The organism is Ferruginibacter yonginensis (assembly GCF_042651465.1).
Lineage (GTDB): Bacteria > Bacteroidota > Bacteroidia > Chitinophagales > Chitinophagaceae > Ferruginibacter > Ferruginibacter yonginensis.
The window spans coordinates 213,216-228,579 of the sequence record NZ_JBHSCZ010000002.1 but is presented as its reverse complement, the minus strand read 5'-3'; the positions used below and the strand labels follow the sequence as shown (position 1 = coordinate 228,579).

Below are 15,364 nucleotides of genomic sequence, written 5' to 3'. Positions count from 1 at the left end.
CCACTTAAAATTGCAGTACATGGTTCATTTTTTAAAGAACGTATTTTATTCGTTGCCTGTACAGTTACTCATACTGCACTTTAGGAAATACCAAGTATTATTATTTTTTTGGGCAATACTTTTTAGTACAGTAGCCAGTGTTTTTATGAAAACATTTGGGGCAGATGCTTTGTTTTTTTCGCCTGAATATTTGGGGTCAGTAAATATATTAGGGGCTATAATTACTGGTTTAGCAATGGGTGTTTTTATAATGAGTTGGAATGTTACCACGTTTATTTTGCATAGCAGGCGATTGAAATTTTTGGCTACTACTGCTAATCCTTTTTTAAAATATTGTATAAATAATAGCTTAATACCTATTTCATTTTTAACCTACTATTTTATAAAGTTGTATCATTTTAATGATTACAAAGAGTTGATGAATGGTAGCGGCATTGCCATTGAAATGCTGGGTATATTTTTAGGAATTTTTATTTTACTCCTTATCACTTTTGCCTACTTTTTTACAGCTGGTAAAACCATTGAAAGAAGTATGATACCTATCATAACGAACCCCGATCGGTTTAATAAAACATTTACTGCAAAAGAAAAAAAATACGATGAATTTGGATTAAAAGTTTATTGGTACCTCAACACCGGTTTTAAAATCAGCAAGTGCAGAAATGTTGCTCACTATCGGCAAGATTATTTGGATACTGTATTTAAACGACACCACTTAGTTGCCATTTTAAGTATTGTATTGGCATTTGCTTTAATTGTAACAACAGGTTTTTTACAAGAACATACATTGTTTGAAATACCTGCAGCAGCTAGTATTATTACAGTGTTTGCATTATTGATTGCCGTTATTGGTGCACTTACTTATTTTTTACAAAGCTGGAGTTTGGTAGCAGTCATTATAGTGTTTGGTGTGTTAAACTTATTGTACGAAAAAGAAATTATTGACCCACGTAACAAAGCATACGGTTTAAATTATACAAACAAATTACTGCGGCCTGCCTATAATAAACACTCCATACAAGCTTTAAATAGCCCAGCTCAAATTGAGGCAGACAAACAAAATATGCTCACCATTTTAAATAAATGGAAAGCCAAACAAAAAACAGCCAAGCCATTACTTGTTTTTATTAATGTAAGTGGCGGTGGTTTACGAAGTGCCGCCTTTACTATGAACGTACTACAGCAAACCGATAGTTTGAGTAATGGAGCATTAATGAACCAAACGTTTTTAATGAGTGGCGCTAGTGGCGGTATGTTGGCAGCTGCCTATTACAGAGGTTTGTATGTAAATAAATTAAAAAACCCAGCCTTAAATATTTACAACAAAAAGTATACGGATAATATTTCAAAAGATTTATTAAACCCCGTATTTACCTCACTAATGGCTCGAGATATTTTTGCCCCAATTCAAAAATTTGACGTTGGTAATAAACAATATGTAAAAGATAGGGGTTATGCTTTTGAAAGAAAGCTTGGTCAAAATACTGAGGGTGTACTTAACAAACAACTAAAAGATTTTTATGAACTAGAAAAACAAGCAGCAGCCCCTTTAATTTTTTTTAATGCTGTTATAAAAACCGATGCCCGAAAATTAATTATAAGTACACAGCCGGTTAGTTTTATGATGAAGCCTACTTCATTACAAAATGATACTACCACCAATGCCGATGCAGTTGACTTTGCACAGCTTTTTAAAAAGCAAGACCCAAATGATTTGCGGATTTTAACCGCTTTACGAATGAATGCTACTTTTCCTTACGTATTGCCGAATGTTTGGTTACCCAGTGAACCCGTTATTGATGTAATGGATGCTGGCTTAAGAGATAATTATGGACAAGAAACTGCTTTGCGATTTATTGATAATTTTAAAGAATGGATTAAAGCAAATACAAGTGGTGTTTTATTAGTACAAATAAGAGATCGGTTAGATGATGGCTGGCAACAACCCTTTGAAACAAAATCAGTAACCGATATGATTGTAACCCCTGCTACCATGTTACAGCATAACTGGTTTAAGTTACAAGATTTTTACCAAGCTGATCAATTTGGTTATTTTAAAAACGAATTGGGTGTAAATGTTTACAAAGCAACATTTATGTACACACCACAAAATGAAGACAAATCAGCAGCGCTTAATTTTCATTTATCACTCCGTGAAAAATTAGACGTTATATCATCTTATAACAATAACATTAACCAAGCAGCAGCAAAAAAAGTAGCCACTTTGCTACAAGCTCCTTAAGCATGTATTAATGTAAATGCATTTTTGATGATATTGATATTAAATGATGTAGCTGTTTTACTCGGCTCACCATCAATGTGTAAAGGAGCATTATCTAAGTTTTCAATAATTATATTTTCTGTTTGAAAATATTGAATGGTTTTATTTTGCTCACTAATATGGCCTAGCTTGCCAGCTTTTATTTGCTGTAACAACTTTATAATTAGGTTGAGTTTGTTGGTTTTGTTTACAACTACTATATCAAGCAAGCCATCACTCAAACTTGCCTTAGGTGCAATGGTAACATGGTTACCAAATTGGTTACTATTGGCAATACTTATAAAAAAAGCTTGGGTTGTAAAAGTTTGTTGATTCGCTGTAATTTTAAAACGGTAAGGCTTTGCTGAAAAAAAATGCTTGGTAGTTTCTTTAGCATAAGTAGCTAAACCTCTTGATGGCTGCTCTGCAAAATTATGTGCCACTTGTGCATCAAACCCAATACCACAAAGCATACAACTAAACTGATTGTTAATGTAGAACGCATCAATTGGTTGGGCGTTGTTTTTTAAAATAATCGCTAAAGCCTTTGTACGATTTTTAGGAATACCTGCTGCAAATGCTAACCCATTACCAGAGCCCATTGGTATAATTCCAACATGTACATTACTATCAATTAAAAATGAAGATATTTGATTAACGGTTCCATCACCACCACAAATAATAACATCTGTAATATTATCTGCTGCAATTTTATCTTTCAAAAAAGGGTATTGTCCATTTTGTTGTGTTGGCAACACTTCAACATAAAATTGCTGTAACGAAAGGGTATTGGTGATATACGCTTTCAATCCCTTTTTTTGTTGTGTACCTGAAATGGGGTTTATGAAAACTAAAAATCGTCTTTGTAAAGCCATATTATGATTTAATGTGCAAAACTACGTTACGTTTTGTTACCAACGTAGTAAGGCGCTGCCCCAAGTAAAGCCACTGCCAAATGCTGCCAAACAAACCAAGTCGCCTTCTTTTATTTTACCAGCTTCCCATGCTTCACACAATGCAATTGGTATAGATGCTGCTGTAGTGTTACCGTATTTTTCAATATTGTTAAATACTTTATCATCACTCAATTGTAACTTTTGTTGTACAAATTGAGCAATACGTAAATTGGCTTGGTGCGGTATTAGTAAATCAATATCGCTGGTTTGTAAGTTATTTTGATGCAATGCTTCCATAATTACTTCCGGAAACTTAACCACTGCTTTTTTAAAAACGGCTGGTCCATCCATGTATGGGAAATTTTGAGCACTATCAATCATAGAGTGACTCATAAACATTTCACCCCTTGGGGCATCATCAAAAGTAGCTACAGGTGTATCAACCCAATGGTTGGCATGTGTGCCGGGGTTGTACATGGCAAGCACTTCGGCGCTATCGCCATCGCTGTGTAAGTGTGTACTTAATATGCCGGGTTGCTCAGTTGGTTGTAAAACTACAGCCCCAGCACCATCACCAAAAATTACAGAGATGTTGCGCCCACGGGTACTAAAATCTAAACCGAACGAATGTTTTTCACTACCAATTACTAAAATATTTTTGTACATACCTGTTTTAATAAATTGATCGGCTACAGAAATAGCATATACAAAACCGCTGCATTGGTTTCTGATATCGAGGGCGCCAATTTCTTTCATTTTCATGGCACGTTGCACCAATACACCGCAGCCGGGGAAGTAATAATCAGGACTTAAAGTAGCGAATATAATAAAATCAACCTCTTGTGCAGTAATGCCTGCACGTTGTAATGCAATTTCGGCTGCTTTAACCGCCATAGTAGTGGTGGTTTCGTCAGTGCGATGGGCATATCTTCTTTCTTTAATACCGGTACGTTCTTGTATCCATTCATCACTGGTATCAATAAAAGCAGTTAAGTCATTATTAGTTACAACATTTTCAGGCACGTATTTACCAATACCTGCAATTTTGGTTTGTGGCATGTCTCAACAATTTTTGGTGTTGCAATTTACAATAAAAAGCACCTAAAATGCAACCATTTCAAATGCAACCAAATTAACTATTGGGCGATTGTGTATTTAGGGCATTCCACAACATATCTTTTAATTGAGGGATGTTATAACCCGTAACAGAAGAAATAAAGATGGAAGGAATTTTTTGTGGTAATTCTTTTTTAATGGCTTCTTTCAATTCATCATCTAACATATCTGCCTTGCTTATGGCAATCACAAAATCTTTTTGCAACATTTCAGGATTGTATTCTTCCAATTCGTTGCGTAATATGTCAAATTCTTTTTTATGGTCGGCACTATCTGCCGGTATTAAAAACAATAAAATGGAGTTACGTTCTATGTGGCGTAAAAAACGATGACCTAAACCCTTACCTTCTGCAGCACCTTCAATAATACCCGGTAAATCAGCCATACAAAAACTTTTGCCTTCACGGTACTCCACCATACCTAATTGCGGTACCAATGTAGTAAAAGCGTAATCAGCAATTTTGGGTTTGGCGGCAGTTATTACTGATAATAAGGTTGATTTACCAGCATTGGGAAAACCCACCAAACCAACATCAGCCAATACTTTCAGCTCTAAAACTCGGTAACCTTCTACACCAGGTTCGCCAGGTTGGGCATATTCAGGCGCTTGGTTGGTAGCTGTTTTAAAATTACTATTGCCTAAACCACCACGGCCACCTTTCATTAAAATAAACTCTTCACCATCATGCAAAATTTCACCTAATTTTTCACCCGTTTCTTCATCTTTTGCAATAGTACCTAACGGCACTTCAATAATAATATCATCACCATTTTTGCCAGTGCAGTTACCGCCAGCGCCATTGCCACCATCATTAGCCAATACATTTTTATAATAACGTAGGTGTAATAAGGTCCACAATTGTGCATTGCCTTTTAAAATAATATGGGCACCTCTACCGCCATCGCCCCCATCTGGTCCGCCAAATGCAGTGAGTTTATTTCTTAAAAAATGTTTACTGCCAGCACCACCATGGCCAGAGCGACAAAATATTTTTATTTGATCTACAAAATTTGATTTTTCCAAAACGGTTGATATATAGTAAGTGGCAAAAATACGTAAAGCCTTTTTGATAATTGATTTCATATTAATGAGCCAGCGAAAAATAAACTTTCATAAAATATTGAAAATTCAGAAAGTTTATATTATTTTTACATTCAGAAAGAAAGTTCATCATTTAAACCTACTAGTATGAACGTTTTAGCTTACAGCATCTACCTTTTTATTACCTATTGGGTTACGGTTAAAGTGGGTAATATTTTTTATAAAAATGGGCGTCATTACATTTTAAATATTTTTAATAACGATGTACCATTGGCAGATTTTATCAACAAAATTTTATTGGTGGGTTATTACTTGGTTAATTTAGGTTATGCCACTGTAATGCTCAAAAATTGGAAAACCATTGCTACTGTGGCAGAACTAATGGCAAGTGTGAGTAATAAATGCGGTAGCATCATTATATCGTTGGCTGTTATGCACTTTATAAATATGTACAGCATTCCTTTAATTGGGAAATCTTCATTATTTCATCATCATTAAATTTTAAGCAATGAAAACAGATTTTAATTTTATCGCCTACCTTATTTATTTACCAATAATAATGTTGCTTACTTGGTACGTAGCCCACACTTTGTTTAAAAATGGTAAAGTATTTATGTTAGATATTTTTAGTGGTAAAGTAGATATTGCACTTTCAACCAATAAACTTTTTGAAACTGGCTTTTACTTACTCAACCTTGGTTTTGCTTTTAAAATTATGGAGGTAACATCCATTATTGAAAATGGAAGAAGTTTACTTGAAATATTAAGTGCTAAAATTGGTGGTTTTGCCATTTACTTGGGCATAATGTTGTTTTTTAATTTGTATTTATTTTTTAGAGGAAGAAAAGCATCTAGAGCAAAAAATGTAGCAACCCATTAATGTAAAAAAATAGACTTAGCTTAGGCAGTGTTTTTGCACTGCCTTTTTTATTAAATACAATAAAATATGAAAATTATAATTGGCCTTTTAATGTTCGTTGCGGTAAGTTGCTGTAGCGCCAAAAAAAATACTATGCATGCTGCGGTTGTAACTGAAGCTAAACCAACAAATGAAAAAGATAGTTTAAGCAACTTGCCCTCGTGTATAAATAACCTTATCAAAACATTTAAAAATGAGCCTGTAACCAACCCCCCACGTAAAATAATACAGTATACTTTTAAAGGGGCTATTGTGTATTATGTGCCTTCTATTTGTTGCGATTATTTTAGTGATTTGTATGATACCAATTGTACGTTAATTGGCCACCCAGATGGAGGTTTTACAGGCCGAGGCGATGGAAGCATTAAAAATTTTAATGAGGCTACCAATGAAAAAATTATTTGGCAAGATGTAAGAACGAAGTAAACTTATGATTTGGTTTCATTCCAAGTTTTGAAAATGGCTGATTGTTCTTTTGTGTCAGCTGGTATTGTTGTTAAAGGTTCACAGGCATAAAATGTTTGGTGCATATCAGCAGGTAGTTGTTGGTATAATGCAGTGCCTTTTGTTTTCCAAGCAATCATTTCATCTGTAACATCTTTTATTTTTTTTGCTGGGTTACCAACAATGAGGCTACGTTTTTCAAAAATACTATCCGCTTTTATGAAACTCAATGCACCAACAATGCACTCATCACCTAATTGTACGTTATCCATAATAACAGCATTCATACCTACCATACTATTTTTACCAATAATAGCGCCGTGTATAATAGCACCATGACCAATATGGGCACCTTCGTGTAATGTAACAGTAACACCCGGAAACATGTGTATGGTACAGTTTTCTTGCACATTACAACCATCTTCAATAATAATTTTACCCCAATCGCCACGTATTGCTGCACCTGGCCCTACGTAACAGTTTTTGCCGATAATTACATGGCCTGTAACTGCCGCTTGTGGATGAATAAAACTGCTGGGGTGCACTACTGGTATGTAATTGTTGAATGCGTAAACCATGTTTTAATCTATTAACTTTTTTTGCGTTCTATAACAAGTGCCTTTAAACTGAGCCACCAAATGTTGGTGTTGGTTGTAAATAGCAATTTGATATAGGCCGGTACTTTTACCGTTATGAATTTCAGTAGCTTCTGCTATTAGTACATCACCTACATGAACAGGTTTTAAAAAATTGATCGCTGTATCTAATGCAACGGATAACACGTTGCGGTTATTACAAGCAAATGCAAAAGCACTATCCGCAAATGAAAAAGCAATGCCGCCATGCACAATACCCAAACCATTGATCATTTCTGGACGAACCGTCATGCTTATTTTGCTGTATCCTTCCTTAATATCAAGCACTTTTATACCGAGCCATTGGCTAAATAAATCGTGTTGCATCATGTGGGTTACAACTTCGTTGGGTGTGGGCGTCATGTTATAAAAGCTTAAAGTTTTTTATTTGCCGGTAAACAGGGGTGTTCGCTTTTCTAAAAAGGCTGTTATGCCTTCATTAAAATCTGATGTTGCAGCTGCAATTCTTTGTAACCTATCTTCTTCAGCTAATTGCGATACCAAATTATTATTCATGGTATTGTTTAACGCCTCTTTGGTATATGCTAAACCCAAGGTAGGCATTGCTGCTAAAGTGTTGGCTTGTGCTAATACGGCTGCTTCAAAATCAGCAGCAGCAATTACTTTAAATACCATACCCATGCGTTCCGCTTCTGTTGCACTTACTTTATCGCCAGTCATCATTAAAGCGCTGGCTTTTTGAAAGCCAATTAAACGTGGTAAAAAATAGGTGCCAGCGCTATCAGGCACTAAACCAATTTTTGAAAATGCTTGAATAAATGATGCTTGTTCATTTGCTAAAACAATGTCGCAACACAAAGCAATATTAGCGCCTGCGCCAGCAGCTACACCATTTACGGCTGCAATGATGGGTTTGCCAATATTTCTAATTAGTTGGATAATGGGGTTGTAATGTTCACTTAAAATAGTTTCAATTTTTAAAGCATCATCTCCTACTAATTCAGCAATATCTTGTCCTGCGGAAAAAGCTTTACCATTGCCAGTAATTACAATGCAACGAATGGTATCATTATTTGCACAGTCAGTGAGGGTTTGCTGTAAAAGCAATGCCATGCTGCGATTGAACGAATTAAATTTATCGGGCCTGTTGAGTGTAATTATGGCTACACTATTTTGTATGGATAATAATATGGATGACATGATGCTGGTTTTATACTTCGAAGCTTCTTACTTCTTTATGGTTTAAGAGAAAATTATTTACTTCGTCGTAGTTTCTATCTGGTGAGCTTATTCTATACATGTACACTGCATCTAATTCTTCTTTGGTTACTTTCATACAACGAAAAGTCATATCATGTCGAGAAAAAAATGCTTCTAATTCTAATTTAAAAACAGTGCTGGTTTCAACTATTTTTATTTTATAATCTTTTACCCGATGTAATTTGTTAATGTAACGTTGCACCGGTTCTAATACAAATAACACTATCACAATTAAAATAGATACTACAATTGCTAAAGGGTAGTTATGATAGCCAATAGCCATACCTAATGCTGCGGTAATCCAAATAAGGGCTGCTGTGGTTAAGCCGTTTACTGTAATACCTTCTTTAAAAATTACGCCTGCTCCAATAAAACCGATACCTGTAACTATGTTACTGGCAATTCTATCATTACTTACACTATTGGCTTCTTTTGAAATTATGGTATAAAGGCATGAGCCTACACAAATCAATATCATGGTTCTAAAACCTGCAGGCTTGCTTCTAAATTCTCTTTCAATACCAATAATGGCGCCTATTACAAAGGCAAAAGCCACTTGGCCAATTTCTTCAACGTACACCATTATATTCATAAATCAAATTTATGGAGTAAAGTAGGTACAACAATGCTGTTGAAAAAAATAGTAATGTTTATAAATAAGGCTAATGGCATTTGAAATAATCAAATGGTTCTTTACAATCATAACATTGGTACAATGCTTTGCAAGATGTTGACCCAAACTGGCTTAATAATTTGGTGTTGTTAGAGTGGCATTGCGGACAAGCTGGTGTAGTGTTGTTTGCTAAATGCGAAGCTGATGGAGGTGCAATGCCATAGGCGTTCAATTTGGCTTTACCTGTTTCACTCATCCAATCTGTCGTCCAAGCAGGTGATAAAATTTGCTGCACTTTAAAATGCTGAATGCCGTTTTCAATTAATTTTAGTTTAATGTCAACACTAATAGCATCCATTGCAGGGCAGCCTGAGTAAGTGGGCGTTATTTGAATAACAAGTTGTTCTGTATCATCAACAAAAATGTTGCGAACAATACCTAAATCAATAATAGTTAACACAGGTATTTCAGGGTCGCACACTTCTTGTAATAATTGCCAAACTTGGTTTATTTTTTCTTGATGTATTGTATGATCCGCAATTGTTTTCATTGTAAAATGCTGCACTACCAATTCGCCCCAGGATAGGTTCTTTGTAAATATTGTAATTCTGTTAATATATAACCTAATTGTTCAGTATGTAAACCATTTTTGCCACCAGTTTGCACAAAACTATTTTCAGGAATGGTTAAGGTAGCTTCTGCGAACACCTCTTTTACTTTTTGTAACCAAGCTGGTTGTAAAGTTGCGATAGCAGGTGCAATTTGTTGTTGGTGTAAACTGTTTTCGTAAGCTGCAGGCTCAAACAACTCACCGGTGTAGTTCCATAAATTGTCAATGGCTTGTTGCATGCGTTGTTGGCTTTCAGTAGTGCCATCGCCTAAGCGTATCACCCAATCGCTGCTCCAGGTTACATGGTAAGTAACTTCTTTTAACGACTTGGCAGCTATGGCCGCAAGGGTTTCATCACTACTTTTTTGTAACTGTTCGTATAATAAAAATTGGTAAACGCTGTAAAAAAACTGTTTGGTTACGGTTTGTGCCCAATCGCCGTTGGGTTGTTCTACTAATAAACAATTTTTAAATGACCTTTCATTGCGTAAATATGCTAATGAATCTTCTGTAGCATCGCCACCTATGAGCGTTGCTGCATATTGATAAAAGTTTCGGGCTTGGCCAATTAAATCAAGCGTAATATTTGTAATAGCAATATCTTGCTCTAAAATAGGGCCATGGCCACACCATGCAGCGTTGCGTTGGGTTAATATTAAATTATTATCAGCTAAGTGTAATACATAATCAACCAAAGCTGTATGATCATTATTTGATTGTTCCATTATACCATGTTTGTGTAATGCTCATAACGGAGCATAAAATCAATCTCTACAAAATAAATTACATGTGCCCCACTTCGTCGGGTATTTCGTAAAATGTGGGGTGACGGTAAATTTTATCAGCCGCAGGTTCGTATAAAGCCGCAGCATCATCTGGGTTGCTAGCATGTATATGTTTACTTTCCACTACCCAAATACTTACGCCTTCTTGCCTACGTGTATATACATCTCTTGCGTTTTCCATAGCCATGTTGGCATCCGCTGCATGTAAACTGCCGGCATGTTTATGATCAAGCCCTTGTTTGCTGCGAATAAAAATTTCCCATAATGGCCATGCTTCTTGTGCATTTTTGATAGCCGCATCTGTGTTATTGTAGCTGCTTGTTTTTTCGCTATCGCCACCAAAATCGCCGTAATAGCATTTTTTTATTGAGATGTTCATTGTGTACTATTTATTATTTAAGCTACTTTTTGAGTAGTACGTGCTGCTTTCTTTTGTGCATGTGCCACAGCAGCGGCTCTTACCCAAGCACCTTCTTCGTGTGCTTTTTTCTTAGCATCTAAACGTTGTTTGTTGCAAGGGCCATTGCCTTTTACAACGTTCCAAAATTCGGTCCAATTAATTTCACCAAAGTCGTAATGCTGGCGTTCTTCGTTCCATTTTAAATCGGGGTCAGGCAGTGTCATGCCCAACACTTTTACTTGTTGTACGGCCATATCAACAAATTGCTGGCGCAATTCATCGTTGGTTTTACGTTTAATTTTCCATTTAATACTTGTATCGCTATTGGTACTTTCGCTGTCTGTTGGGCCAAACATCATTAAAGCAGGCCACCACCAACGGTTTATAGCATCTTGACACATCGCTTTTTGCTCAGGTGTGCCTTGGCTCAATACCATAAGTGTTTCAAAACCTTGGCGTTGGTGAAAACTTTCTTCTTTACATATACGCACATTAGCACGAGCATAAGGGCCGTATGATGTTCTGCACAACATAACTTGGTTTAAAATAGCGGCACCATCTACCAACCAACCAATAGCGCCCATATCGGCCCAAGTAAGGGTAGGGTAGTTGAAAATAGATGAATATTTTGCTTTACCACTGAGTAAATCTTCGGTCATTTGCTCCCTACTCATCCCTAAAGTTTCAGCAGCTGAATACAGATACAACCCATGCCCAGCCTCATCTTGCACTTTTGCTATTAAAATGGCTTTACGTTTTAAGCTTGGTGCACGACTGATCCAATTACCCTCAGGTAACATACCAATTACTTCACTATGGGCATGTTGGCTAATTTGCCTGATATTTGTTTTTCTATATGCATCGGGCATCCAATCTTTCGGCTCAATTTTAATTTCTTGGTCAATTTTTGCTTGAAACGCTTTTTCTAAATCTACTAGTTGCATCATCACTAAGTGTTTATAATTCAAAATTAGTAAAAAAACTAACGATTGTTAGCTTTTTTGGCTAAACTTTATCATTTATTTTATATCGAAATCAATAATTACTTTTTCTGTTAATGGGTGACTTTGACAAGTTAATATAAAACCTTGTGCCACTTCATCAGCCTCGAGGGCATAATTTACATCCATTTTTACCTGTCCTTCTAACAATTTGGCCCTGCAAGTACAGCAAACACCGCCTTTACAAGCGTAAGGCAAATCGGCACCTTGTGCTAGGGCAGCATCTAAAATATTTTGACTGTTTTGCGGTAAATCAAATTCAAACGTACGACCATCGAGCCTTACCGTAATGTTACTGGTAGGGCCTACTTGTTTTTGTGCAAGGGTTTCGCTGCTTTGTTGTTTTGCTTGGCCTGGTGTTGTAAAAAGTTCGAAATGAATATTATTTTTTGAAATGCCTTTGTGTTCTAAAAAATCGGCTGCTGAAAATATCATAGCTTCTGGTCCGCAAATGTACACATCATTCATTTTTTCAAACTGAATAAGTGGTGTAAGAGCGTTTAATTTTTCAGCATCTATTCTGCCATAATTGATATCAGCATCTGTTCTTTCTTTACTCAACACATTTACACAAACAAAGCGGTTCATGTATTTGTTTTTGAGTGATTCTATTTCTTCAAAAAAGATGATGGACCCCCTGCTTTTATTGCCATAAATTAATGTAAAATGGCTATTGGGCTGGGTTTTAAGCGTATGCTTAATAATGGACATTATAGGCGTAATACCACTACCTGCAGCAATAGCTAAAAAATTACCTGTGGTATTTTTTGCCGTAAACCTGCCTGTAGGCGGCATAATTTCTAAAACATCGCCAGCCTTAATATGTTCGTTGGCGTAGGTTGAAAAAAGACCACCCGTTGTTTTTTTAATGGCAACCTTTAATTGATTTTCGTAAGGAGCATTGCAAATGGAATACGATCGACGAACATCTTGTTGGTTAATGGTCGTTTTAATGGTAATGTTTTGCCCTTCTTTATATTGAAAAACTGTTTGTAAATGTTCGGGTATATCAAAACTAATGGATACACATTCAGGCGTTTCCCTAATTACTTCTTTAACCTTTATAGCATGAAAATGCGAAGCCATTGTTATTTTTTTATGCCGTTTAGTAATAAATCAATCATGGTGTTTTCAAGCTCCTCTATACTAAATTCACTTTTATGCCTTTGTCGCAACTCTAAGCCACGAACCGCTGAAAGTATTGTTAATACTGTAATACTAGGAAAATGGTTTTTTAATTCTTTTTGAGCAATGCCTTGTTCAACCAACTCAATAAGGCTTTTCTCATAAGCTTTTCTAGAAGCTAAAAAAGTTTCTAATTGCTTTTGAGGTAACTGTTTCCATTCGTGGTCAGATACGTATACTTTATCAAAATCAGTAGATAACTTGCGTACATGAAAGCGAATAATAACGGCTAGTTTATCAATAACTTTTGCATTGCTTTCAACAACTATTTTTAAATGGTTGGTATAATCAGTAGCTACTTCAAAGCAAATGTCTTGCAGCAACTCTGCTTTTGAGCCAATATGGTTGTACAAGCTGGGTGCTTCTACCCCAACGGCATCAGCCAACTCTCTTAAAGAGGCAGCTCTGTATCCTTTTCTTTTAAATATTGCAGCGGCACTATTTAAAATAATATCTTTTTTAGTACCGTTGGTAACTACTTTAATTTTAGCCATAATCAACAACAAAACTAACGTATATTAGTGTTTTTTTAGTGTTTTTACGACAAATTTTTTATTCACTATTGCTCAAAAATACCAAGTCCTTGTCGAGTTACTACCCAATCATCTGAAGTACAATCAACCACGGTTGAAGGTACCATACCGCCAATACCACCATCAATAACAAAATCAACCTTGTTTTTAAAATTTTCGAAGATTATGTCAGGGTCAGTATAATCTTCAACCATATCGCCAGGCAATGAAGCACTTAGTATAGGAAAACCTGTGGCTTCACCTAATGCTAAACATATATTACTATTGGGTACCCTTAACCCTATGGTAGATTTTTTGCTTTGTAAAATTTTTGGTACTTGTTTACTAGCAGGTAAAATAAAGGTAAAAGGCCCCGGCAAATGACTTTTGAGCATTCGGTACAATGGCGTATCAATACTTTTGGTATAATCACTGAGGTGGCTTAAATCTTTACAAATAAATGAAAGCTGGGCTTTTGCAGGGTCAACATTTTTAATGGCACATATTTTTTCAATGGCTTTTGGTTGCCCAATACTACAGCCAATACCATAAATTGTATCAGTTGGGTAAATGATGATACCACCATCTAACAAACATTCAGCAAGTTGCTTTATGAGCCTTGGTTGCGGATTATCAGGATGAATGTGTAACAACATAGTAATAAGATTTTTTATTTATGGGGGAAAAGCATCATTTAAAACAAAACGCTTTAATTGGCAAAAAATATGGGTTAAGCATTTTTTATTCTCTATTTTTGCAGCGTTTTTTAATATTCAAAACTACAAATTTAATACCATGTCATTAATTACGGTTGGCACCATGGCTTTCGATGCAATTGAAACGCCCTTTGGCAAAGTAGATAAAATAATTGGAGGCTCAGCTACTTATGTGGCTTATGCGGCAGCTAATTTTGTAAAACCTATTCAACAAGTGTCTATTGTAGGTTACGATTTTCCGCAAGAAGAAATGGACGAACTAACCAAAAGAGGTGTTGAGTTAGATGGTGTTGAAATTGTAAAAGATAAAAAATCGTTTTTTTGGAGTGGTAAGTATCATATTGATATGAACTCGAGAGATACATTGGTAACTGACCTTAATGTATTAGAAGATTTTAACCCGATTATACCTGATAGTTACCAAGGCGCTGAGTTTTTAATGCTCGGTAATTTGATGCCTAAATTACAATTGAGTGTAATTAACCAACTCAAAAAAAGGCCAAAGCTGATTGTAATGGATACCATGAATTTTTGGATGGACATTGCAATGGATGACCTCAAAGAAGTGCTTAAAAATGTAGATGTGTTATTGGTGAACGATGGTGAGGCTCGTCAATTAAGTGGCGAAATTTCTTTAGTAAAAGCGGCTAAAAAAATAATGGAAATGGGCCCTGGCTTTTTAATTATTAAAAAAGGCGAACATGGTGCTTTGTTATTCCACGAAAACCATGTGTTTTTTGCGCCAGCATTACCATTAGAAGAAGTATTTGACCCAACTGGTGCCGGCGATACCTTTGCTGGAGGTTTTATTGGACATTTAGCAAAAACAAAAGACATTAGTTTTGAAAACATGAAAACCGCTATTATTGTAGGAAGTGCAATGGCTAGCTTTTGTGTAGAAAAATTTGGTCCAGAACGTTTGAAAGAAATTACAAAAGCAGATATTGATGACCGTATAGCTGCATTTGTACAATTGGTTAATTTTGATATTGATTTAGTTTAACCTACC

General features: G+C 35.7%; 19 protein-coding genes. 5 read left to right on the top strand and 14 right to left on the bottom strand.

What is annotated here, in order from left to right; genetic code table 11:
• Window positions 1–19 precede the first annotated feature (19 nt).
• Window positions 20–2,242: a patatin-like phospholipase family protein gene (locus tag ACFOWM_RS08170; RefSeq protein ID WP_379708707.1), complete on the top strand. Its 2,223-nt coding sequence runs from the start codon at window positions 20–22 to the stop codon at window positions 2,240–2,242.
• Here ACFOWM_RS08170 and ACFOWM_RS08165 read toward each other — a convergent pair.
• From ACFOWM_RS08165 to obgE, 3 genes are all read right to left on the bottom strand, one after another.
• The gene (locus tag ACFOWM_RS08165) at window positions 2,239–3,135 is read right to left on the bottom strand and encodes a diacylglycerol/lipid kinase family protein (RefSeq protein ID WP_379708704.1); all 897 of its coding nucleotides are present in this window, start codon (window positions 3,133–3,135) and stop codon (window positions 2,239–2,241) included. The genes ACFOWM_RS08170 and ACFOWM_RS08165 overlap by 4 nt on opposite strands.
• A gap of 36 nt (window positions 3,136–3,171) precedes the next feature.
• Window positions 3,172–4,215, bottom strand: coding sequence for a 3-oxoacyl-ACP synthase III family protein (locus ACFOWM_RS08160; protein WP_379708702.1), 1,044 nt, complete (start codon window positions 4,213–4,215; stop codon window positions 3,172–3,174).
• 73 nt (window positions 4,216–4,288) lie between these two features.
• A complete protein-coding gene (gene obgE / locus ACFOWM_RS08155) occupies window positions 4,289–5,356 on the bottom strand; it encodes a GTPase ObgE (protein ID WP_379708700.1) in 1,068 nt (355 codons plus the stop codon).
• A 105-nt stretch (window positions 5,357–5,461) separates the two neighbouring features.
• Between obgE and ACFOWM_RS08150 the strand changes: the two genes are divergently transcribed.
• The 3 genes from ACFOWM_RS08150 to ACFOWM_RS08140 all read left to right on the top strand — a co-directional run bounded on the left by ACFOWM_RS08150 (window position 5,462) and on the right by ACFOWM_RS08140 (window position 6,659).
• Window positions 5,462–5,812: a hypothetical protein gene (locus ACFOWM_RS08150; protein WP_379708698.1), complete on the top strand. Its 351-nt coding sequence runs from the start codon at window positions 5,462–5,464 to the stop codon at window positions 5,810–5,812.
• Window positions 5,813–5,822: 10 nt separating this feature from the next.
• Complete coding sequence (locus ACFOWM_RS08145) at window positions 5,823–6,194, top strand: hypothetical protein (protein ID WP_379708696.1); 372 nt, start codon at window positions 5,823–5,825, stop codon at window positions 6,192–6,194.
• A 66-nt stretch (window positions 6,195–6,260) separates the two neighbouring features.
• Window positions 6,261–6,659 carry a DUF6970 domain-containing protein gene (locus ACFOWM_RS08140; protein WP_379708693.1) on the top strand — a complete coding sequence of 133 codons (399 nt, stop codon included), beginning with the start codon at window positions 6,261–6,263 and terminating at the stop codon, window positions 6,657–6,659.
• A 2-nt stretch (window positions 6,660–6,661) separates the two neighbouring features.
• On the opposite strand, the gene ACFOWM_RS08135 is transcribed toward ACFOWM_RS08140, so the two are convergent.
• The 11 genes from ACFOWM_RS08135 to ACFOWM_RS08085 form a co-directional block, all read right to left on the bottom strand.
• Window positions 6,662–7,255: an acyltransferase gene (locus ACFOWM_RS08135; RefSeq protein ID WP_379708691.1), complete on the bottom strand. Its 594-nt coding sequence runs from the start codon at window positions 7,253–7,255 to the stop codon at window positions 6,662–6,664.
• Window positions 7,256–7,258: 3 nt separating this feature from the next.
• Window positions 7,259–7,675, bottom strand: a complete 417-nt coding sequence (gene paaI, locus ACFOWM_RS08130; RefSeq protein WP_379708689.1) for a hydroxyphenylacetyl-CoA thioesterase PaaI — start codon at window positions 7,673–7,675, stop codon at window positions 7,259–7,261.
• Window positions 7,676–7,696: 21 nt separating this feature from the next.
• Complete coding sequence (locus ACFOWM_RS08125; protein ID WP_379708686.1) at window positions 7,697–8,473, bottom strand: enoyl-CoA hydratase-related protein; 777 nt, start codon at window positions 8,471–8,473, stop codon at window positions 7,697–7,699.
• 10 nt (window positions 8,474–8,483) lie between these two features.
• A complete protein-coding gene (locus ACFOWM_RS08120; RefSeq protein ID WP_379708684.1) occupies window positions 8,484–9,125 on the bottom strand; it encodes an MgtC/SapB family protein in 642 nt (213 codons plus the stop codon).
• Window positions 9,126–9,195: 70 nt separating this feature from the next.
• A complete protein-coding gene (paaD, locus tag ACFOWM_RS08115) occupies window positions 9,196–9,696 on the bottom strand; it encodes a 1,2-phenylacetyl-CoA epoxidase subunit PaaD (RefSeq protein WP_379708682.1) in 501 nt (166 codons plus the stop codon).
• Between the two features lie 14 nt (window positions 9,697–9,710).
• A complete protein-coding gene (paaC, locus tag ACFOWM_RS08110; RefSeq protein WP_379708680.1) occupies window positions 9,711–10,481 on the bottom strand; it encodes a 1,2-phenylacetyl-CoA epoxidase subunit PaaC in 771 nt (256 codons plus the stop codon).
• Between the two features lie 58 nt (window positions 10,482–10,539).
• Window positions 10,540–10,920: a 1,2-phenylacetyl-CoA epoxidase subunit PaaB gene (paaB, locus tag ACFOWM_RS08105; RefSeq protein ID WP_379708678.1), complete on the bottom strand. Its 381-nt coding sequence runs from the start codon at window positions 10,918–10,920 to the stop codon at window positions 10,540–10,542.
• 17 nt (window positions 10,921–10,937) lie between these two features.
• Complete coding sequence (gene paaA, locus ACFOWM_RS08100) at window positions 10,938–11,888, bottom strand: 1,2-phenylacetyl-CoA epoxidase subunit PaaA (RefSeq protein ID WP_379708675.1); 951 nt, start codon at window positions 11,886–11,888, stop codon at window positions 10,938–10,940.
• 72 nt (window positions 11,889–11,960) lie between these two features.
• Window positions 11,961–13,028: a 1,2-phenylacetyl-CoA epoxidase subunit PaaE gene (gene paaE / locus ACFOWM_RS08095; RefSeq protein ID WP_379708673.1), complete on the bottom strand. Its 1,068-nt coding sequence runs from the start codon at window positions 13,026–13,028 to the stop codon at window positions 11,961–11,963.
• A gap of 2 nt (window positions 13,029–13,030) precedes the next feature.
• Window positions 13,031–13,621 carry a TetR/AcrR family transcriptional regulator gene (locus ACFOWM_RS08090; RefSeq protein WP_379708671.1) on the bottom strand — a complete coding sequence of 197 codons (591 nt, stop codon included), beginning with the start codon at window positions 13,619–13,621 and terminating at the stop codon, window positions 13,031–13,033.
• A gap of 65 nt (window positions 13,622–13,686) precedes the next feature.
• Window positions 13,687–14,295 carry an L-threonylcarbamoyladenylate synthase gene (locus ACFOWM_RS08085; RefSeq protein WP_379708669.1) on the bottom strand — a complete coding sequence of 203 codons (609 nt, stop codon included), beginning with the start codon at window positions 14,293–14,295 and terminating at the stop codon, window positions 13,687–13,689.
• A gap of 139 nt (window positions 14,296–14,434) precedes the next feature.
• Between ACFOWM_RS08085 and ACFOWM_RS08080 the strand changes: the two genes are divergently transcribed.
• Window positions 14,435–15,358 carry a PfkB family carbohydrate kinase gene (locus ACFOWM_RS08080; protein WP_379708667.1) on the top strand — a complete coding sequence of 308 codons (924 nt, stop codon included), beginning with the start codon at window positions 14,435–14,437 and terminating at the stop codon, window positions 15,356–15,358.
• Window positions 15,359–15,364 lie beyond the last annotated feature (6 nt).